This is a genomic window from Mucilaginibacter sp. CAU 1740 (assembly GCF_039839285.1).
GTDB lineage: Bacteria > Bacteroidota > Bacteroidia > Sphingobacteriales > Sphingobacteriaceae > Mucilaginibacter.
The window spans coordinates 190,822-210,993 of record NZ_JBDOQS010000012.1 but is presented as its reverse complement, the minus strand read 5'-3'; the positions used below and the strand labels follow the sequence as shown (position 1 = coordinate 210,993).

The 20,172-nt window shown below is 42.3% G+C and carries 17 protein-coding genes and 1 other RNA gene; 4 read left to right on the top strand and 14 right to left on the bottom strand.

Going from position 1 to position 20,172, the window contains the following annotated elements:
- Window positions 1-19: 19 nt before the first annotated feature.
- Window positions 20-643, bottom strand: coding sequence for a 7-carboxy-7-deazaguanine synthase QueE (locus AAFN85_RS23915; RefSeq protein ID WP_347530256.1), 624 nt, complete (start codon window positions 641-643; stop codon window positions 20-22).
- Between the two features lie 256 nt (window positions 644-899).
- Here AAFN85_RS23915 and AAFN85_RS23910 point away from each other — a divergent pair, with 256 nt between their 5' ends.
- A complete protein-coding gene (locus AAFN85_RS23910; protein ID WP_347530255.1) occupies window positions 900-1,664 on the top strand; it encodes a hypothetical protein in 765 nt (254 codons plus the stop codon).
- Between the two features lie 16 nt (window positions 1,665-1,680).
- Window positions 1,681-2,013 carry a Rieske 2Fe-2S domain-containing protein gene (locus AAFN85_RS23905; RefSeq protein WP_347530254.1) on the top strand — a complete coding sequence of 111 codons (333 nt, stop codon included), beginning with the start codon at window positions 1,681-1,683 and terminating at the stop codon, window positions 2,011-2,013.
- A 76-nt stretch (window positions 2,014-2,089) separates the two neighbouring features.
- Here the strand turns inward: AAFN85_RS23905 and AAFN85_RS23900 are convergent, their stop codons facing one another.
- Window positions 2,090-2,971, bottom strand: a complete 882-nt coding sequence (locus AAFN85_RS23900) for a tetrahydrofolate dehydrogenase/cyclohydrolase catalytic domain-containing protein (protein WP_347530253.1) — start codon at window positions 2,969-2,971, stop codon at window positions 2,090-2,092.
- Between the two features lie 385 nt (window positions 2,972-3,356).
- A complete protein-coding gene (gene lepA / locus AAFN85_RS23895; RefSeq protein WP_347530252.1) occupies window positions 3,357-5,144 on the bottom strand; it encodes a translation elongation factor 4 in 1,788 nt (595 codons plus the stop codon).
- Window positions 5,145-5,237: 93 nt separating this feature from the next.
- On the opposite strand from lepA, the gene AAFN85_RS23890 reads away from it, so the two are divergent.
- Window positions 5,238-6,104 (top strand): fructosamine kinase family protein, encoded by an 867-nt coding sequence (locus AAFN85_RS23890; RefSeq protein WP_347530251.1) that lies wholly within the window; start codon window positions 5,238-5,240, stop codon window positions 6,102-6,104.
- Here AAFN85_RS23890 and AAFN85_RS23885 read toward each other — a convergent pair.
- The 8 genes from AAFN85_RS23885 to AAFN85_RS23850 all read right to left on the bottom strand — a co-directional run bounded on the left by AAFN85_RS23885 (window position 6,101) and on the right by AAFN85_RS23850 (window position 12,731).
- Window positions 6,101-7,726 (bottom strand): hypothetical protein, encoded by a 1,626-nt coding sequence (locus AAFN85_RS23885; protein ID WP_347530250.1) that lies wholly within the window; start codon window positions 7,724-7,726, stop codon window positions 6,101-6,103. The two genes, AAFN85_RS23890 and AAFN85_RS23885, sit on opposite strands and share 4 nt — an antisense overlap.
- 164 nt (window positions 7,727-7,890) lie before the next feature.
- Window positions 7,891-8,361: a hypothetical protein gene (locus AAFN85_RS23880; RefSeq protein WP_347530248.1), complete on the bottom strand. Its 471-nt coding sequence runs from the start codon at window positions 8,359-8,361 to the stop codon at window positions 7,891-7,893.
- 98 nt (window positions 8,362-8,459) lie between these two features.
- The gene (locus AAFN85_RS23875) at window positions 8,460-9,845 is read right to left on the bottom strand and encodes a sigma-54 dependent transcriptional regulator (RefSeq protein ID WP_347530247.1); all 1,386 of its coding nucleotides are present in this window, start codon (window positions 9,843-9,845) and stop codon (window positions 8,460-8,462) included.
- 182 nt (window positions 9,846-10,027) lie between these two features.
- Window positions 10,028-10,412, bottom strand: an RNA gene (gene rnpB / locus AAFN85_RS23870) — RNase P RNA component class A.
- Between the two features lie 333 nt (window positions 10,413-10,745).
- Window positions 10,746-11,162 (bottom strand): cytochrome c, encoded by a 417-nt coding sequence (locus AAFN85_RS23865; protein WP_347530246.1) that lies wholly within the window; start codon window positions 11,160-11,162, stop codon window positions 10,746-10,748.
- Window positions 11,159-11,809, bottom strand: coding sequence for an SCO family protein (locus AAFN85_RS23860; RefSeq protein WP_347530245.1), 651 nt, complete (start codon window positions 11,807-11,809; stop codon window positions 11,159-11,161). Before AAFN85_RS23860 ends, AAFN85_RS23865 begins: the two co-directional genes overlap by 4 nt.
- Window positions 11,809-12,219 carry a hypothetical protein gene (locus tag AAFN85_RS23855; RefSeq protein WP_347530244.1) on the bottom strand — a complete coding sequence of 137 codons (411 nt, stop codon included), beginning with the start codon at window positions 12,217-12,219 and terminating at the stop codon, window positions 11,809-11,811. The genes AAFN85_RS23860 and AAFN85_RS23855 overlap by 1 nt, the downstream gene beginning before the upstream one ends.
- A 44-nt stretch (window positions 12,220-12,263) precedes the next feature.
- Window positions 12,264-12,731 carry a DinB family protein gene (locus AAFN85_RS23850; RefSeq protein ID WP_347530243.1) on the bottom strand — a complete coding sequence of 156 codons (468 nt, stop codon included), beginning with the start codon at window positions 12,729-12,731 and terminating at the stop codon, window positions 12,264-12,266.
- Between the two features lie 298 nt (window positions 12,732-13,029).
- On the opposite strand from AAFN85_RS23850, the gene AAFN85_RS23845 reads away from it, so the two are divergent.
- Window positions 13,030-14,391: a GH1 family beta-glucosidase gene (locus AAFN85_RS23845; RefSeq protein WP_347530242.1), complete on the top strand. Its 1,362-nt coding sequence runs from the start codon at window positions 13,030-13,032 to the stop codon at window positions 14,389-14,391.
- 127 nt (window positions 14,392-14,518) lie between these two features.
- Here AAFN85_RS23845 and AAFN85_RS23840 read toward each other — a convergent pair whose 3' ends face one another.
- From AAFN85_RS23840 to AAFN85_RS23830, 3 genes are all read right to left on the bottom strand, one after another.
- Window positions 14,519-16,597, bottom strand: a complete 2,079-nt coding sequence (locus AAFN85_RS23840) for a tetratricopeptide repeat-containing sensor histidine kinase (RefSeq protein ID WP_347530241.1) — start codon at window positions 16,595-16,597, stop codon at window positions 14,519-14,521.
- Window positions 16,598-16,757: 160 nt separating this feature from the next.
- Window positions 16,758-18,851, bottom strand: a complete 2,094-nt coding sequence (locus AAFN85_RS23835) for an ATP-binding protein (RefSeq protein WP_347530240.1) — start codon at window positions 18,849-18,851, stop codon at window positions 16,758-16,760.
- Window positions 18,852-18,955: 104 nt separating this feature from the next.
- Window positions 18,956-20,137 (bottom strand): acyl-CoA dehydrogenase family protein, encoded by a 1,182-nt coding sequence (locus AAFN85_RS23830; RefSeq protein ID WP_347530239.1) that lies wholly within the window; start codon window positions 20,135-20,137, stop codon window positions 18,956-18,958.
- Between the last annotated feature and the right edge of the window lie 35 nt (window positions 20,138-20,172).

The following is a 20,172-nucleotide window of genomic DNA, read 5'->3' as shown; positions in this document are numbered from 1 at the left end:
ATACCGTAAGTTACAATTATTATGGAATATTGAGATATTTATGTGTTTGTAACGAAATCTCCCATTGCGGGTTCTCTTTTACATAATCAACAATAAGCGGGATCATTTCTTTAGCTTTCGACCATTCGGGTTGTAAGTACAACTTGCAATCTGGCGATACCATTTTGGCATGATACTCAGCCCATTCAAAATCCGATTTATTGAAAACGATAACTTTCAGCTCATGAGCGCACTCGGCCACGTTAGGGGTAGGGGCTTTGAATTTTTTTGGTGAAAGACAGATCCAATCCCAATCGCCCGAAAGCGGATAAGCACCCGATGTTTCGATAAAGGTTTTGATGCCTTTTTCGTGCAGCTGATGGGTAAGGTAATCCAGGTTATAAATTAATGGCTCACCACCAGTTACTACTACAGCTTTTGCCGGATGGGCATCGGCATTGGTAACAATGGTATCGGCAGCTGTAAGGGGGTGCAGTTCGGCATCCCAGCTTTCCTTAACATCGCACCAGTGGCAACCCACATCGCAGCCCCCGAGGCGGATAAAATAGGCAGCTTTGCCTGTATTGTATCCTTCGCCCTGTATGGTGTAAAACTCTTCCATTAAAGGAAGCAGCGTGCCGTCGTCTGGTATCTGGTGTGCCATAGTAATTTAAGGGTGCAAAGGTACTGAAAGAAAGGCGAAAGCTGAAAGCTGAAAGGTAAAAGGTTACACTATTATGTGAGTAAGGCTTTATTGGGGTAAAAGGATAAAGATAAAAGCAAAAAGTAGCTGCTGCCTGGTGTATAAGAATTTGTTTGTTTTTTGCCTTTATCCTTTTACCTTTATCCATTAACCTTCTTATTTAGAATCCGTAAAAATGTTATAGCTCGTTCATCTATCTATAAATCGGCATGCGCTTATGAAAAAACTTTACCTTCCTTTAGTTTTCCTGGTAATACTTTGCTACAGTTCATGTGTTGATATTGAGGAACGTTACGATTTTAAAGACGATGGCAGCTGTAATGTAACCTATGGTTTTGATATGAGCCGCGCCGTATCTGTATTAGCTAACCTGATGACCGACTCTGTTAAAGAAAGCCCCCAGTTTAGTTTGGTTAAGGATACTACCCTTAATTTTTACAATGCTATTCCGGATAGTTCACTGCTTAAATTGAATGCCAGCGAAATTGAATTGGCCAAAAGCAGCGAACTTTCTGTTGATATGAATTTGAAGAAAAGCGTGATGAAAGTAACGCTGAACCATACCGCCAAAGACGCTGCCGATTTGCAATTCTATTTACAAAATGTTTCGAAAATAGCTTTGAACGGGCAGATCAATGAAGTTACTACCAACGCCAAGGCCAGCAAAGCCTTAGATGCCCGTCAGCTGGTAGCTGGCCAGGATTATTATTCGTACGATATCACCCCACATAAATTTTATCGCATTATTGATAAGGTAAAGTTCAACGCTTTTTTGAAAAAGACCCGCTCTACATTTATGATGGCCAAGGCTATGCTAATAGATATGCCATATAAGCTGGTGTTGAAATTTGCCCATCCCGTTAAAAAAATAGATAATTCAAAAGCCGTATTATCTGCTGATAGAACCGAAGTTACCTTGGTAACCAATATGGACGAGGTGATGAAAAACCCTAATTTGATGAACCTTAAAATAGATTTTTGATCTTTGCTGTTTTGTTATGAAATGGTATAAGATTGATGAAGCACCCATCGCGGATAAGCCATTTATAAAGAAAATTAAAGCTGGTAATAAAAGTATCTGCCTGGTTGGTTTTGAAGGAAAGCTGTACGCCATGTCAGCAAAATGCCCGCATGCTGGTGCTGATATGAGCGAAGGTTTATGTGTTCGAAAAATGATAGTTTGCCCATATCACCGTTACACTTATGATCTGGAAACAGGAAAGGGCGGAGAAGGTCAGAATGATTTTATTGAAACTTATCCGGTAGAGATGAAGGATGGGGACGTGTTTGTTGGAGTGCCCTCGTTTTGGGATAAGATAAGGGAAGGTTAATTAGGTGAGTAGTTGATTAAGTGAATGGTTCTTGAAAACACCAACCACTCACCTAATCAACTCTATCAACCATTCACTAAACGTAAACTTCTTTATTAGCCGAAGCCAAAGTATTCTTAAGCAAACCAACAATGGTCATCAATCCAACACCTCCCGGTACAGGAGTGATCCATGATGATTTTGGCGCTACATTTTCAAAATCAACGTCGCCATAAAGTTTAAAGCCTGATTTTGTTGTGGTTGATGTTTCGCGGTTCATGCCCACGTCAACAATTACAACGCCTTCTTTCACCATATCGGCAGTGATAAAGTTCTTTTTACCGATGGCTACGATCAGGATATCAGCATCAAGCGTGAATTTTTTAATATCAGGTGTACGGCTGTGGCAAATAGTTACCGTACAGTTGCCCGGAGTAGTGTTGCGCGCCATCAAAATGCTCATTGGCGAGCCTACAATGTTACTACGACCAACAACCACACAATGTTTACCTGCTGTTTCAATGCCATATTCTTTAAGCATTAAAGTAATACCATAAGGAGTAGCCGGGATAAACGATGGCAGGTTACGTTGCATACGCCCAAGGTTAACCGGATGGAAGCCATCCACATCTTTACGGTGATCAATACGCTCGGTTACTTTTTCAGGGTCGATATGTTTTGGTAGGGGAAGCTGAACGATGATACCATCAATGTCGGCATCAGCGTTAAGTTCTTCTACCTTTTTCAGTAACTCTTCTTCGGTAACGTCATCCTCATAACGCACCAATGATGATTTGAAGCCAACCTTTTCGCAGTTTTTCATTTTGCTGGCTACGTAAGTTTCGCTGCCACCATCATGACCAACCAATACCGCCACAAGGTGTGGTTTGCGGCCGGTTCTCTCTAATATTTTAGCTGCTTCTTCAGCTATTTCAACCTTAAGTTTTTCTGATACGTATTTTCCGTCTAAAAGCTGCATTGTTAGATGTTTTTAACGAAGTGATCAGGTAAGGGTGGCAGGTTTAAATCTGCCGTTTCTGATCGCAATCGCATTCGTATAAAAGGCCTGTTATTCAGGGATAATTTTAGTCCTTGGTTTTTATTTATCTTGCCGATGATACTTTTAATGGTTTCGTTTTTGTTGTTCAAGAGCAATTCATTGATCGTGAGATCTGAATTGGCCCTCGGCTTGAAAGCATTAATATGGTACCTGGCTTCTTTATTATCATATACAATCCATTCCCCGTAAACAATATCTCCTAAGTGAACACTTTTAAGAAGTCCGGTTATTGTATAATATGTTATTACCTTATACAGAATTTATAATTTATTGCCCGTAAGCTCACCTTAGGGAGCTGGGGGGGTTAGTCCAACTTCAAAACTGCCATGAACGCCGATTGTGGTATCTCTACGTTACCAACCTGGCGCATGCGTTTTTTACCTTGTTTCTGTTTCTCCAATAATTTACGTTTACGCGAAATATCACCACCGTAACATTTAGCGGTAACGTCTTTACGTAAAGCTTTCACCGTTTCGCGGGCAATGATCTTAGCACCGATAGAGGCCTGGATAATGATCTCGAATTGTTGACGAGGCAAAAGCTCTTTCAGTTTTTCGCAGATCCTTTTACCAAAATCGTACGAGTTGCCGCGGAAGATCAATGAAGAAAGAGCATCAACCGGTTCGGCATTTAAGCGGATATCTAATCTTACCAGATCAGATTGGCGGTAACCTATTTGATGATAATCAAACGATGCGTAACCTTTTGATATCGTTTTCAGCTTATCGTAAAAATCAAATACGATCTCACCCATCGGCATCTCAAAAATCAGCTCAACACGCTCGGATGTGAGGTATGATTGATTGGTGATAGTACCACGTTTTTGAATACAAAGTGACATTACCGGGCCAACAAATTCAGATTTAGTGATGATGGTAGCCTTGATGTATGGCTCTTCAACAAAATCAATTTTTGATGGATCAGGCAAATCAGACGGGTTATTTACAATAAACTCATCGCCTTTGGTGGTGTGGGCTACGTACGATACGTTGGGCACGGTAGTAATTACCGTCATGTTAAACTCACGCTCCAAACGCTCCTGGATAATTTCCATGTGCAGCATGCCCAGGAAACCGCAACGGAAACCAAAGCCTAAAGCCGCAGATGATTCCGGTTCAAAAACAAGGGACGCATCGTTTAGCTGAAGTTTTGCCATCGATTCGCGAAGTTCTTCATAGTCTTCAGTATCAACAGGGTAGATACCGGCAAATACCATCGGTTTTACCTCTTCAAAACCCTGGATCCCTATTTCGCATGGACGGTCTACCTGGGTAATGGTATCACCCACTTTTACTTCCTTGGCTTCTTTAATACCTGAGATGATATAACCTACGTCGCCGGTTTTGATTACATCCTTAGCCAGCGGACGAAGTTTTAATGTACCGACCTCATCGGCCAAATATTGCTTTTCTGTAGCAACGAATTTTACTTTATCACCTTTACGGATCTCACCATTTACTACTTTAAAGTAAGCGATGATACCACGGAAAGAGTTAAACACCGAATCGAAGATCAAAGCCTGTAATGGAGCTTTTGGATCACCAACCGGGGCAGGAACACGCTCAACAATAGCACGTAGTATATCATGTACGCCCATACCTGTTTTACCAGATGCGGCAAGGATCTCCTCGCGTTTGCAACCTATCAGGTCAACAATCTGATCTTTTACTTCCTCTGGCATAGCGCCGGGAAGGTCCATCTTATTCAGGATAGGGATGATCTCCAGGTCATTCTCTAACGCTAAATACAGGTTAGATATAGTTTGTGCCTGGATACCTTGTGCAGCATCCACTATCAATAAGGCACCTTCGCAGGCGGCTATCGAGCGTGATACTTCGTACGAGAAATCTACGTGGCCGGGGGTATCAATAAGGTTGAGCGTATATTTTTGACCATCAAGCTCATAATCCATCTGGATGGCATGGCTTTTTATGGTGATACCGCGCTCTCGCTCCAGGTCCATATCGTCAAGCAATTGTGCCTGCGATTCGCGCTGGGTGATGGTGTTAGTATATTCTAATAACCTATCGGCAAGTGTGCTTTTGCCGTGGTCGATATGTGCTATGATACAAAAATTACGAATGTGCTCCATTGAACCGCAAAAATAACTTTTTAAACTGATAATTTGCACCGGCTAATAAATTAACTATTTTGAAAGGCCTATTTTAAATATCAGTCCCTTAAAATGCCCGTATCTGCAGCTATTATAAATATCATTAAACAAAAACTAAACGTAGATATTAAGGCTGCCAGTCCGGTTAGTGGCGGGGATATTAACGAGGTTTATCGTTTACAATCGACAGGCGGGGACTATATTATCAAAATAAACAACAGGTACAAATTCCCCGAAATGTTTAAACGTGAAGCAGAGGGATTAGCAGCCATTAAGGCAACGAAAGCCATTGGCGTGCCTGATATTATTTTTGATGAAGAGGTAGGGGATGAGAGTTTTCTTTTAATGGAATGGATAGATGCAGGGCAATCGACAGCCTATGCATCACAGGCTTTAGGGCAACAACTCGCGCAGATGCACCGTACTGCCACCCCGCGTTTTGGCTTTGCTACAGATAACTACATGGGTTCTCTACATCAGAGCAATAAACAGCATGATAGCTGGGCTAATTTTTTTATTGCCGAACGTTTACTGCCTATGGTGAAAATGGCTGTGGATAATCATGAACTTTCGCAAACGGACATGCGCCGTTTTGAAGATCTATATAACAAACTTCCGGATCTGTTTATTGAAGAGGCACCCTCACTTATTCATGGCGATCTGTGGGGAGGAAACTATCTGATCAGTTCTGACGGAAAACCTTACCTGATAGATCCTGCTGTAAGCTATAGCAACCGTGAGTTTGATATAGCGATGACCACACTATTCGGTGGTTTCGATAACGCGTTTTACGAAGCCTATAACGCTGAATTTCCCTTGCAACCCGGATGGCAAAAGCGACTTAAGCTTTGGAATTTATATCCGCTATTGGTGCATGTAAATCTGTTTGGCGGTAGCTATGCCCAGCAGGTAAGGCAAAACCTGGCAGCTTTTGTTTAATTTACTCCCTCCACAATTATTGGCGTTTCGGATACGCTTACACTTAACTTGCCATTATTTGTGCTCGCAGTTTGCTTAGCAGCATCATTAGCTCCTTTGGTTAAAGTATAAATGTTGGCTTTCACTGTGCCTAAATCAAGTACATAAGTATTGGTACGTGCTTTTTGATCGGGTACTGTAAGTATATACATTGTTTTTGAACCGGAAACGTATTTATCAACCAGCGGATCAGCATTTATAGTACCTGCATAAGTGAAGTTGCCCAAAAGTTTGTTTACCTGTAAAATAAAATCGGCAGCGGGGCGGCGTTTGCCATTCTCGGCCAAGCCGGATGTTGCATACTGTACATCGGCATTTGGGGTATCATCAAAAAGCTGGTAAAAGAAAAGGCGTTGGATGCCATGCCGCATGTATAATAAAGATGTCCGCAGTATCCAGTCGGCCTGGGTTTCAACGGGAGTTTTATTGCCTACGTAGGTGGCTTTTTGATAACTGCCTTGGTTTATATCGTAACCTGCTTCTGTTACCCAAACAGGTATTGGAGTTTTTAACGAATTGGCAAGTTTAACAAAGCTATCGGCAATTTCGCCTGCCATTGATAATTCGGGGGCTATACCTGTGTTTGATTTGGTATGCTTTAAAATATTGCCGTTGTTGCTATAATAGTGATAATTAACAACATCAAAGCATAAGTTAATGCTTCCATCGGGCCTGTAACCACGGTTAGCCTTACACCAATCTATCATTTTTTGTACAAAGTTCACATCATCTGTAGCTAAGCCGCCCATTACTACCTGCATGTTAGGGTCGGCATTTTTTACGCCCGCATTTTTACCAAGCTTGCCCGTATCGCCATCGTAAAACGCCGACATGTTAGCCGCGTACTCCTCGGCAGTTTGTTCGGTTGCGGCACTTTTCCACCATTTATCACGCTCGTTATCGCACTCCACATATTTTATAAGCCCTAAGCCTATTTTTACATGGTTGGGCGGATCATTTGGCCAGCGGGTACTTGCATCAACTTTAACTAATGACCTATCTACATTTTTATTATAACCATAACGTGCTGCAAACTGGAAGGCCATATGGGCCTGTTCAACGTAACTGGCCGGATCACTTTTGTTTGAACCATAGGGGAGTGGCGCGTTCTCCTTATCCTGCATATCTTTAGGATAAGTATCCACCAACCACGGCGGACAGGTTTTGATATCGGCCAAAACAAAAATGCCGTCCTGTTTACAGCGCGTGTAGATCAGATCGTAATCCCAACTGCCATCATGCGCAGGACTAAAGGTGTAATTACCCTTAGTGCTCTCCATCCTCCCCCAATTAAGATAATGCCTGATGCCGCTGAAGGATTTAATGAGCGACATGTTGGTTTCGTAAATGGTACTTTTAAGGTTTGGGTTTGCCGGATCCTGCAAAAAATTCCACTCATAGGTATTTACCCCGAACATGTTTTTAAGAGGAACTACTGATGGGGCAGATGAAAGCACTTTATTATTTGGAACCGCCTGGGCGCTTTTTTTAGTACTATCGGCAGTTTGCGTATGGCAACGATTAAGCGATAAGCCAAACAACGATAAGGTTATCAGTGCTTTATAATGAAACAGGATAGACATGCAGCTTTGGTATTTATGGTGAAAAGCTACAAATAATTGAGGGGAATAAAAATGGTATAATAAAACGTGATGGTAGAGGGGGGAGATTAAGCGAGATGGCAATGCATGCTGAGACTTACGAAGTTTTTAAAACTTCGTAAGTCTGCAAAGTCCGGTTGGCGAACTTATTTCACCTTCACATAAGTCTCAATGATCTCATGGTCAACCTTTAGGCTATCATCTTTTTCGATGCCTTTTTGTACCAGTGTATCATTACTAATGGTGAGCTTAAATTTAAAATCTTTGTTTTCCCACTCGCGGGCGTTGCAGTAAGCGAGGTGCTCGGCATAATCATCGCCATTTAAGGTGTAGGTGCCCGCACCAGCCGAAAAAACAGGGCTGGCTACTTTACCATGTGCCAGATCATGAGTAAAAAACGCGAAGTTGGTAGCGTTAAACATCTTAAACATTTCCTGATCTTTTGGTGGAGTGGTTATAGTGGTATCTCCCTTCTGGATGCTTTTGCTCGAGATGAGGTGCCAGGTACCATCAAGAGTGTTTGCTGTCGCTTTAGGTGTTTCTGTAACTTCCTTTGATTGATTGTTGCAGGCTGCTAAGCTTAATAATAAAAATGAGGCTAAGTAGTAGGCTTTCATGGTGTTAATAAAGGTTATTGGATATACAATGATAGCATAAAAAAAGCATCGACAAATATTTTTGCCCATGCTTTTTAAAATAATTTCAAAAGTTGTATCTATTCGTTCCGTTTCAGGCCGAATTTCTCGATCTTACTGTACAGGTGACTGCGTTGGATATCGATGTCATCGGCAGTTTTTGATACGTTCCAGTTGTTTTTTTCCAATTTGAATTTAATGTACTCGCGCTCGGCATAGTCCTTATATTCCTGAAAGTTATTAAACTGGTCGAAATCTGTTTGAGGAGCAGCTGCTGCGGCTTCGCCTGCAACAACCGCAGCTGGTGCTGACGGGTTGGCAAATGCTTTCACATCGCTATCGGTAATGATCTTATCACTCAGGATGATCAGTCGTTCAACCATGTTACGTAGTTCGCGGATATTACCTGTCCACGGTAAAGCTTTTAAAGCTTCGAGGGCTGCATCCGAGATCTTTTTAACCGGCATACCATATTCGCTGCAGATCTCATCCAAAAAGCTTTGAGTTAACAGGGCGATATCATCTTTACGTTCAACCAAAGGTGGTACGTGTATCAGGATAACGCTAAGGCGGTGGTACAAGTCCATACGGAAGTTACCGGCTTCAATTTCTTTAAGTAGATCTTTATTTGTTGCCGCTACAACACGTACGTCAACATCAATTTCCTTTTCGCCGCCCACACGGGTGATTTTGCTTTCCTGCAGGGCGCGTAACACTTTGGCCTGGGCCGATTGGCTCATATCGCCGATCTCATCCAGGAAAAGCGTACCACCACTTGCCGATTCAAATTTGCCTATCCTTTGTTTAATGGCTGATGTAAATGATCCTTTTTCGTGGCCGAACAATTCACTCTCTATCAACTCGGAAGGAATGGCCGCACAGTTCACCTCGATGATAGGCGCGCTTGAACGGTTTGATTTTTCGTGCAGCCAACGGGCAACTAACTCTTTACCACTGCCATTAGCACCGGTTACCAACACACGGGCATCGGTAGGGGCCACACGATCAATAGTTTCTTTAATTTTAATAATTGCCTGCGATTCGCCTAAAATAGGGCGGACCTTAGATACTTTACGTTTTAAAACTTTGGCTTCAACAACCAAACTACCACGATCAAGCGCGTTACGTACGGTAATGAGCAGACGGTTCAAATCTGGCGGTTTCGAAATAAAATCGAACGCGCCTTTTTTGCTGGCCTCAACAGCGGTTTCAACCGTGCCGTGGCCGGAGATCATGATAAAAGGAAGATCGGGTTTAATGGCAAGGCCTTCGGTTAATACCTCCATGCCATCCATGCGGTTCATTTTTATATCGCATAATACCAGGTCGAAATCCTTTTTTTCAATAAGCTGTAAACCGTCAACGCCGTTATCTACGTCTTCAACTTCATAATCTTCATACTCCAATATCTCGCGAAGCGTGCTCCGGATTGACCGCTCATCGTCAATTATTAAAATTTTAGCCATGTTTTATATTTAAATCCAGGTAGTTATCTTCTGCTGCTAATATATAGGGTTTGTATAGAAAAACAAACACTTTTAATGTGCTAAAAAGGTTTAAAGCGCATAAATGTTTGCAAGGTTGTAAAGTTTTTTTTAAAAGTTGATGGATACAAACTAAAAACCCCTCGCTTTACAGCAAGGGGTAGTACAGCAGCAAACCTGTAAGCCGGGTTCTGTATTGCCAATTAAGGCAACTTCTATCATTTATCTGGCCTTGTTATCACTAACAAGTTTAAACAACCTACCCATCCCAACGACCAGCCTTGCGACTGATACGGGAGCGAGCAGCTCCGCTTTCGGGACCTATTTGGTTTTTCAACTCCTGAGGTTTACCGTCATCTCCGGTCGCCCGGTTATGCCGTGAGCTCTTACCTCACGTTTTCACCCTTACCCACCTAAGTGGGCGGTATTTTCTCTGTGGCACTTTGCTGTCGTCGGCTGCCGACGCCTTCCCGTTAGGAAGCAGGATGCTCTATGTTGCCCGGACTTTCCTCCGCCATACAAGCTGGCAGCGATAGAACGTTTTGCAGTTGCGAAGATAGGGAATTTAGTTGGGTTGGAGGGGAGCGAGTTGACAGATCATGGTTGACGGATAACAGTTTTGCGAATCAAAACAGTTATCCGTTATCAGCTATTCAGAGAAATCGCTTTTAAAAAGTAGGCACCTGCGGAGCCAAAAATGCCGTAATCATTGCTACAAACATGGTAATCCTACGGAGTTTGAAATATTCGCCATATAACTCCATAGGAGTATCATGTTTATAGGAAAAGAGAGGGACATTTTTTGGCTCCGTAGGTGCCTCCTAACTGTTAGTAAGTTTAAAGCTGATTGTCCTGACTAACTATCAATTGTGATTTAAAAAACTATTTGCAGTTCTTTAAATCACTCTGTACCTGTTCGAGGTTCATGGTGCCAAGTTTATTTCCGTACGAATTACTGATATAAGTCAAAACTTTGGCAATTTCCAGTGGGGTAAGGTCATCACCCTGCATCTGGTCATCAAACAGGCGGCCGTTGATGGTTACCTTTCCTTCAAGGCCGTTTTTAACAATGCAGGCCAGTTTGGCTTTGTTGTTTTTTAAATAGGTAGAATCAGTAAGTGGAGGGATCAGCGACTGTAAGCCTTGTCCCTTATCGCCGTGGCAATTTTGGCAATGCTGCTGGTAAACCAAGCTGCCTGCCGTGTAGTAGCGGTTAAATTCCATCTCCTGGTCGCTTTGGCATGATGTTACTATCACGCCAACAAGCAGGATCAAAGTACCTATTAATTTCAGTTTCATTTAGCGGCAATTTGATCCGGCTCGGCTTTCAGTATTTTGATATCGCCTATCATTTTGGTAACCTCGGCAGCGTCAGTCCCTTCATAGGTGCCGCGGATGCGTTTTTGCTTATCGATCAAAATAAAAAATCCATCATGAATAAATTCGCCTTTGGGATTTTTTTCGGATACAGTTTGCAGGTAGCTTTTGGCTATGCCGTAAGTATCACCTTTTTCGCCGTGTAGCAGCCACCATGTATCGCCTGTAATGCCCAGCTTATCGGCATGGCGTTTTAAAACCGGTACGGTATCATATTTGGGGTCGATGGTGTGCGATATGATCCTGAAATTAGGATCATCCTTAAACTCTTTATATACATTCAGCATATTGCGGTGCATAACCGGACAAATAGAAGGACATGTGGTGAAAAAGAAATCGGCCACGTAAATTTTGCCGTCCAGGCTTTTGTTGGTGATGGTATCGCCGTATTGGTTTACAAACTTAAACGCGGGTATGGTTTGATAAACGGTATCGGTTACTGTTTTGCCATTAACGGTTTTGGTTTCGGTAGTTTTATTACCTAAAATGGGTAGTGCCGTTTTGTTGTTGCTCGGGCTGCAGGCGTTAAATAGCGCTAATGCTATAAAGCCTATCCATAATTTTTTCATTATTTGGCCGGTATTTGGGTAATGTATTTAGTTGAACCGGTAACGGCTGTATTGATCTGTGTATCTATTTTGGCTATCAGTTTTTTTTGCGCTTCCAGATAATCCATAATTTCCTGGTGTGATTTGCCTTTATTTTCGGCATCAAAATGGTGCATCCAATCGCTCATGGCATTATCGGCATCATCAACCAATTTCAGGTAAACCTGTGCCGAATCTTTATTGATAGCTGTCGAGTTATTTTTGATCAGGCTATCCAGCAACATTTTATTTTTCATCAGTTGCTCGTCGCTGGCCATAACTTTATCGTGTACGGCTATAACCTGGTTTAAAAGGTCTTTCTCTTGTTTTTTGGTATCGGTGCAACCGGCTAAAGCTATGCCGGCCAAAAGCGCTAATAATGATTTTTTCATAGTTGATATGATAGCGTGTGGAACCCTGCAAATATGGTAAATGTTTAGCTGTTTAGCAGCCTTAAATAATAACTATAATCAGTAGTAGGTAAAGTTTCAGCCCCTGCAAATTTTAACTGTTGGCCTATCTGCGCGCGGGTGTGCGTGCCGTGATTAATTACATGCGTTATGATCTCATTCAGCTCGTTTTTGAACGTATCTCCACTAAAGGTTTTGTATAGGATAACCTTGTCGAAATCAGCATCCGTCAGTCCGTTCAGAAAATCGATCCATGCTCCGTATCTCGATGCAACCAAATCTTTACATTGCGCTAAAGAAAACTGCTGGGGCCAGGGCGACGGCAAGGTAGGAGGCACCAACGTACATCGCTCCAGCCAAATAAGCTCGGCAGCGAGCAGATGTGTCATTAATTTTAAGGTAACAGCCGGCGCGCCGTTCGTTTCCATGGCCTGTAAAATTTGTTCGGTGGTGTACCGGTTATAGCCGAACATTTTGATAAAATATGCTTTCATGTGCATCAAAAAAATAACTGAAAATTTAATATTGATTTTGTATATTGGTTGATGAATAGGCTGGTTAACAATAATATAACATAGTTTATATATTCAGCAAACATCTGCTAACTACCTTTATGTTGTAACTAAAAGGCAATGTTATGAAATTCATATTCAATATCTCAAAATTGATCACCGGTTTTCGCCAGTGGCTGATGCTTAAAAGTATGCGTTCGTCGTTCATACATTAAGTTATCATTTATAGTTTTTCATTTATAAATATAATTGCACTTTTGGGCTTTTGTAGCTCAAATTAATGGAACTTACTGACCGGGATATACATTTAAGCAAGGATCTTTTTGGCAACGACTTTGAATGGGGCGTATCTACAGCTGCATTTCAAATTGAGGGCGCTCACGATGCAGATGGTAAAGGCCTATCCGTATGGGACGTGTTTACCACCAAAAAAGGAAAGATACTAAATGGCGACCACGCCATCGAAGCCTGCGATTTTTATAACCGCTACGAGCAGGATATCGACCTGATCAAGCAACTCAATATCCCTAATTTCCGCTTCTCCATTTCCTGGACACGTATTTTACCCGATGGTACCGGCAAGGTTAACCAGGCAGGTATTGACTATTATAACCGGGTTATTGATTACTGCATTAAGCAAGGCATCGAGCCATGGCTTACTGTTTACCATTGGGATCTGCCCCACGTACTGGAAGTAAAAGGCGGCTGGACAAACCGTGAATCTATCAGTTGGTTTAGCGAGTTTATAACCATTTGCGCCCAGAGTTTTGGCGATAGGGTAAAGCACTGGATGGTAATGAACGAACCGGTAGTATTTACCGGTGCCGGGTATTTTTTCGGCATCCACGCGCCCGGCCGCAGCGGAATGAGAAATTTTACTCCGGCTATTCACCACGTTACTTTAAGTATTGGCGAAGGAGGGAGGATCCTACGCAAATTGTTGCCTGCAACAGCCCAGATAGGCTCCACTTTTTCATGCTCGCAAATTGAACCGCTTACTGATAAGCCAAGGGATGTAGCCGCAGCCGTGCGTGCCGACGCCCTGATTAATCGTTTATATATTGAGCCTTTGCTGGGTATGGGCTATCCAATAGCTGATTTGCCTGCGCTTAAAGATTTAAAGAAATATTTCTACCCTGGCGATGAAGATAAACTGGCTTTCGATTTTGATTTTATCGGTATCCAGAATTACACCCGCGAAATTGTAAAATACTCATTCTTTACGCCCTACATCCACGCCAGCATGGTTAAGGCCGAAAAGCGTGGTGTTGATCTGACTGCCATGCGTTGGGAGGTTTATCCGCCTTCTATCTATTATATGATCAAAAAATATGATGCTTATCCGGGTGTTAAAAAGATCATTATTACCGAAAATGGTTCGGCTTTTCCGGATACGCTTGCCGATGGAGAGGTAAACGATCCTAAACGACTACAATACCTGCAAGATTATTTGAGACAGGTGCTAAAAGCTAAAAACGAAGGCTGTAAAGTTGATGGTTATTTTGTTTGGACTCTAACCGACAACTTTGAGTGGGCCGAAGGTTATCACCCACGGTTTGGATTGATCCATGTTGACCACGCTACGCAAAAACGGACTGTTAAAGCTTCGGGACGGTGGTATGGGGAGTTTTTGAGAGGGTAGGTTATTCCTCTCTAAGTCAAATCTGCTCTTCCGGTGGTCGTGTCTTCACGACCGCATGCTGATAAAGTACTATTGGCGACGCTGATGGCGATTCGTGGAGACACGAATCGGGGGGAGCTTTCAGCTCCTATTTAGGCAGCGTAAAATAAAACGTAGTACCGTTCTCCGTATCACTATCAAACCAAATCCTGCCGCCGTGCTTTTCAATTATTTGCTGGCAGATGGAAAGGCCAAGCCCAAATGATTTTTCACCCGCAGTTCCCGGACGCTTAGCATCGGTAAACATATTGAAAACCTGATTTTTAAGCTTATCAGGTATGCCTATCCCGTTATCTTTTACTGAGATTTCTATTTCATGCCCGGCATCTTCAGCTTTCACCAAAATAGCCGATGCTACTGGACTAAATTTAATTGCGTTGCTGATGAGGTTACTGATCACCCGCCAGATCTTTTCCCGGCTGATGCAAATTTCCATCGATTGGCTTAACATTACAAGGCTGATAACCTGCTGCTTTTCTGCGGCTTTGAAACGAAGCAACTCGGCGCTGTTACTGATCAGGGAATTGATCTCAACCGGTTCTTTATTTAATACTACCGATGTAGAATTGGTGGCCTCTAATATCTCATTGATCAGTTCGATAGAGTTGAAGGAGGTTTCTTTGATCAGCTTGATCATTTCCTTTTGCTCGTCGGTATAATCCTCCTCGCTCATTACGCTGGTGAGCGATGCTATGCCGCCAATAGGGTTGCGTAAATCGTGGGCCACGGTACGTAATATGCGGTCTTTTTCCTGGCTGTTTAACTGTAGTTCGTTCAGGGCTTTTTCCAGATCGTGGTTTTGGTTGTTGATCTGGTTGTTAAGCCCACCCAGCATTTTGATGTTCTTTTTTGATTTTTGCCAGTTAAAAAATATCAGTGAGATGATAACGATGAGCATGATAGCGAAAACGCTTGTTACGTTCAGGTACAAGTGCTGTAGCTCGTTATTCTTTTTCAGGTTATTAAACTCGTTATCTTTTTCAAGGCTTTTCACTTGTTCGGCAACGTCGGCTTCTTTCAGTTTGCGGTTGTTGCTGGTGATGGTATCCTTGATCTCATCATATTTTTTAAAATGCAGCATAGCCTGCTGCGGGTTATTCAGCTTCGAAAACTGGTGCGACATCAACAGGTTCCAATCCTGTTCAGCTTCCGGACTTTTAACGCTGTCAAATTGTAGTTTGATGGTATTCAGGATATTCTGAAGCGAGTCATTAGCGTTTTGATCATCGTAAATAGCGGCAAGTTTAAGCTCGGCATATTGGGCGTCGGAGTTATCATTGCCCTTACGCAGGTTAATGGCTATACTCTTCTTAAGCAGGTTTTTAGCCCTGTCGTAATCTTTTTGCCTGAGATAAATATCGGCCATATTGCCATAAACAACACCTTTGGCCACTTCGCCCATTTGAGGCTTGTCTTTAAACCTCGCTTTATTTTGCTCAAGATATTCAAGCGCCTTATTGTAAAAATACATGGCGCTGTCGTTCATCAGTTTTTTGCCATAGCTAAGGCCGGTGTTATTAAGCAGCTCCTGGCGACGATAGAAGTAGTTGAAACTGCCATCGCAGGCAGCGGTTTCGTCAAAACTCTTTTTAAAAAAGCGCGCCGCGCGGCCGTACCGTTCCTGCTTGTATAAGATCATGCCCATCCGATAGCTGTAATCACCAAGAGTACAATCATCCAGGTTGTTATTGGCAATTACTTTACCGCTATAAAAATAGCCGTAAGCTTCGTTGTAACGGCGCAGATCAAATAAAACATCCCCCTTTGATAAATGGGCCTGCCCGTATTCGTTGGTGAACTTTAGCTTCTTTTCGGGGGTATCAAAAATGTTGAGCATACTATCGGCATATAGTAAAGCCGTGTTCTTATCATTTTTGATATGCAGGTTATAATTGTAAATGAAAAAGTAATAATTATAAACCTGTTTAAAACCTAACGCGGTTGATTCATGAAAGGCCGAGTCGAGGCAATGAACAGCCTTTTCGTACTGTCCATTATCATATAACTTGTTTGCGGTATCTGCTATTTTATTGTAGGCCGATGATGATAAATGCCCTTTTTGCTGATGCTGACATGAACTTATTAATGTAAAAATAAAGGCAGTAAGGAAACATATCCATAAATTACCGGATAGCCGTTTTTTTGTAAAGCCTTTATTTATAAACATCAAAGTTAAATTATGGCAGGTTGGTTGGTGCTATAAACACTTGGTTAAACTAAAAATAATTTTAAAAATAACCGCAGAGTTTTTAAGAATATTGTTAATTAATTATCTATAAAGAAATTTATAATCAGATTAAAAAAATAAAGTAATACTACATGCCTGGTTAAGCTTCGGTAGGGAGGTAAACATGGAAGGTTGATCCATCATTTACCTCGCTTTTTAACCAGATTTTGCCACTATGTTTTTCAACTATTTGCCTGCAAATAGATAACCCAAGGCCAAAAGATTTTTCGCCATCAGTTCCCGAACGTTTGGCATCGGTAAACATATTAAATACCTGGGTTTGCAATTGGTTGGGAATGCCTATGCCATGATCTTCAACACATAATTCAACGCCGTTATCCTTTTCTGTAAGATATACATTGATCACAGCTCCCTTTGGGCTGAACTTGATGGCGTTGCTTATTAAATTACTCATTACCCGCCATATTTTTTCGCGATTTATAAGTAGCTCGGTGGGGTTATCGAGTGGGGTCAGTATAATTTCCTGCTTTTTCTCGGCGGCTTTAAAACGCAAAAGTTCAACACTATTACTTACCAGGCTGTTAATTTCAACCCATTCTTTATTAAAGGATATGCTGGCTGTATTAGCCGCCTCCAAAATTTCATTGATCAACTCAAGCGAGTTGAATGATGTTTCTTTTACAAGGTTGATCAAACTGATCTGCTCTTCATTGTTCGTATCATCAGCCATAACCGATGATAGCGCCGCGATCCCTCCCAGCGGATTACGCAGATCGTGTGCTACAGCACGCAGGATCCTGTCTTTTTCGCGGGTGGCCAGGTTTACGTCTTCCAATGTACTTTCCAGTTCAGCTTTTTGTAGCTTAATTTGGTTGTTTAGTTTTTTTACAGCGATAACATCTTTTTTTGAACGCTTAAGGTTTCGGAAAACTAAAAATATGATGATCACCGCCATCACCGAAAATAATACCGCTAAATAGATGTAAATGAGCTGTAACGTGTTATGATCCTTAAGGCTCTCGATCTTATCTTGTTTATCCAGGCTGGCCTGTTGCTGACTGATATCAGTACGCTTTAAGGTTAATGCCCTTTTTGACAACGAATCTTTTAACGCCGAATAACTTTTTAAATAACGAAGTGCGTTATCCTCATTTTTTTGGTTTACGTAATAGCTACTCATCAGCTTATTCCAACTGGTTTCGGCTTCTTCGTTTTTGAGCGTATCAAGCTGGGTACGCAGGGTTTGCAGTATATTGAATAGCTCGTTTACCCGGTTGGTTTTAAGGTACAGGCGCGCCAGTTTTATTTCGGTTAATTGTGCGTCACGGTTATCATTGCGGGGCAAAAGGTTAATGGCGATGCTTTTTTTTAGTAGCTCTTCGGCCCGGGCGTGGTCGTTAGTAAGTAAAGCTAAATCTCCCTGGTTACCGTAAACAACACCGCGTGCTATCTCCAGTTTAGCCGGATCATCGTTAAAGCGTTGCGCATTGTCGTTAATGTAATCAAGTGCCTTTTGCAGGTATAATTTTGCACTGTCAATGTCGCCGCTGTTTTTATAGCTCTCGCCTATATTATCAATTAATTCCTGTCTTTGGTAAAAGGCTAAAAAAGTATCGTGGTAAGCAAAGCTTTGCTTGTAACTTATTTTAAAGTAGTTGGCCGCTTCGCGAAAATGCCCCTGCTTAAATAGCATCATGCCCATGCGGTAGGTGTATTCGGCTAAGATAGCATCGTCCAAGCCGCTTTTACCTATGTAATATCCCTGGTAAAAATACTTATAGGCTTCGTCGTACTGTTGCAGGTCGGAATAAGCATCGCCGGCGGCAAAGCTTGCCTCAGCGTATTGTTCCTGGTATTGCTTTTGGTTTACGCTTTTTTTGGCAATAGTCAGCATGCTATCGGCATATGCTATAGCAGCTTTAGTATTATGTAGTTCTTTGCGGTTGTAAAGAAAATGGAAGGCGTAGTAACGGAAGCGATCGCCCACAAGGGGTGCTTTTACAAATTTGTATGCCGAATCCAGATATTTGATAGCCTTGTGGGGATTTTTCCAGGTGGTATTGTAGAGCGTTACTGTATCAAATATTGGCTTAAAACTTGCCGAGTATCCGCCTGTATCATTAACCTTGTTTTTACACGAGAAAAAAAACAACAACAATGCTGTTGCCAGCCAGTATACCCGGCGGCATTGTGATAGTTTAAATTTGTTTAGGCGATGGGGGATCGAAAACATTAACTGTACAATAACACAAATTAGCATCCGTAACTATTACGAACAATATTTATACGTGTAAACAACAGTTATGTTACTATAAATTAAACATACCGGTTGTATAATTATTTAAACGCATCGAGCCCTGTAACATCCATGCCTGTTATCAACAGGTGTATGTCATGCGTACCCTCATAAGTTATTACCGATTCGAGGTTCATCATGTGTCTCATAATGGGGTATTCGCCGGTAATACCCATGCCGCCAAGCATTTGTCTTGCTTCGCGGGCAATAGTGATGGCCGTTTCGACACTGTTTCGTTTAGCCATCGAAATTTGGGCAGGAGTGGCCCTGTTCTCATTTTTCAATGTACCCAAACGCCAAACTAATAGCTGGCCTTTGGTTATCTCGGTTATCATTTCGGCCAGTTTTTTTTGCTGAAGCTGGAAACCGGCTATTGGTCGGCCAAATTGTTCGCGTTCTTTAGTATAACGTAAGGCTGTATCATAGCAATCCATAGCGGCACCTAAAGCCCCCCAGGCAATACCGTAACGGGCCTGATTTAAACATCCCAGCGGGCCTTTAATGCCAATTATGTTAGGGAAAATATTTTCTTTTGGCACTTTAACATTATCAAAAACAAGCTCGCCGGTGGCTGATGCCCTTAACGACCATTTATTGTGCGTAGCAGGCGTAGTAAAACCTTCCATGCCGCGTTCAACCACCAGTCCGCGGATTTTTCCTTCCTCATCCTTAGCCCAAACAACTGCGATATCTGCAAAAGGCGAATTAGAGATCCACATTTTGGCACCATTTAAAATATAATGGTCGCCGGCATCTTTAATATTGGTGGTCATGCCGCCGGGGTTTGAGCCATGATCCGGCTCGGTAAGGCCAAAGCAACCCATTAACTCGCCTGTAGCCAGTTTGGGCAGATATTTTTTACGCTGCTCTTCGCTGCCGTAAGCGTAGATAGGGTACATTACTAACGATCCCTGCACAGAGGCCGTTGAGCGGATGCCAGAATCGCCCCGTTCCAACTCCTGCATAATAATGCCGTACGATATGTAATCTAAACCTGCACCGCCATCCTCAACCGGGATGGTAGGGCCAAAAGCACCAATCTCGGCCAGACCTTTTAACAGTTGCGAAGGGAACTCGGCACGTTGAGCGTAATCCTCAATAATGGGGCTTAATTCCTTCTTCACCCAATCGCGCACCGAGGCGCGGATCAGCTTATGTTCGTCGGTAAGAAATTCATCTAACAGGTAATAATCGGGCGCTTCGTACAGATCTGTTTTAGCCATAACATTATAGTTGGTAAACAAATATAACGGATTTG

Bases quoted from the DNA above. Each gene is read 5' to 3' on its own strand.
- lepA (WP_347530252.1), bottom strand. From the start codon at position 5,144: ATGGAGCACATTCGTAATTTTTGTATCATAGCACATATCGACCACGGC.
- AAFN85_RS23850 (WP_347530243.1), bottom strand. From the start codon at position 12,731: ATGAAAGCATATTTTATCAAAATGTTCGGCTATAACCGGTACACCACC.
- AAFN85_RS23840 (WP_347530241.1), bottom strand. From the start codon at position 16,597: ATGTTTATAAATAAAGGCTTTACAAAAAAACGGCTATCCGGTAATTTA.
- AAFN85_RS23830 (WP_347530239.1), bottom strand. From the start codon at position 20,137: ATGGCTAAAACAGATCTGTACGAAGCGCCCGATTATTACCTGTTAGAT.
- AAFN85_RS23855 (WP_347530244.1), bottom strand. From the start codon at position 12,219: ATGAAAAAATCATTATTAGCGCTTTTGGCCGGCATAGCTTTAGCCGGT.
- AAFN85_RS23845 (WP_347530242.1), top strand. From the start codon at position 13,030: ATGGAACTTACTGACCGGGATATACATTTAAGCAAGGATCTTTTTGGC.
- AAFN85_RS23875 (WP_347530247.1), bottom strand. From the start codon at position 9,845: ATGGCTAAAATTTTAATAATTGACGATGAGCGGTCAATCCGGAGCACG.
- AAFN85_RS23910 (WP_347530255.1), top strand. From the start codon at position 900: ATGAAAAAACTTTACCTTCCTTTAGTTTTCCTGGTAATACTTTGCTAC.
- AAFN85_RS23835 (WP_347530240.1), bottom strand. From the start codon at position 18,851: ATGTTTTCGATCCCCCATCGCCTAAACAAATTTAAACTATCACAATGC.
- AAFN85_RS23900 (WP_347530253.1), bottom strand. From the start codon at position 2,971: ATGCAGCTTTTAGACGGAAAATACGTATCAGAAAAACTTAAGGTTGAA.
- AAFN85_RS23880 (WP_347530248.1), bottom strand. From the start codon at position 8,361: ATGAAAGCCTACTACTTAGCCTCATTTTTATTATTAAGCTTAGCAGCC.
- AAFN85_RS23865 (WP_347530246.1), bottom strand. From the start codon at position 11,162: ATGAAACTGAAATTAATAGGTACTTTGATCCTGCTTGTTGGCGTGATA.
- AAFN85_RS23860 (WP_347530245.1), bottom strand. From the start codon at position 11,809: ATGAAAAAATTATGGATAGGCTTTATAGCATTAGCGCTATTTAACGCC.
- AAFN85_RS23890 (WP_347530251.1), top strand. From the start codon at position 5,238: ATGCCCGTATCTGCAGCTATTATAAATATCATTAAACAAAAACTAAAC.
- AAFN85_RS23885 (WP_347530250.1), bottom strand. From the start codon at position 7,726: ATGTCTATCCTGTTTCATTATAAAGCACTGATAACCTTATCGTTGTTT.
- AAFN85_RS23915 (WP_347530256.1), bottom strand. From the start codon at position 643: ATGGCACACCAGATACCAGACGACGGCACGCTGCTTCCTTTAATGGAA.
- AAFN85_RS23905 (WP_347530254.1), top strand. From the start codon at position 1,681: ATGAAATGGTATAAGATTGATGAAGCACCCATCGCGGATAAGCCATTT.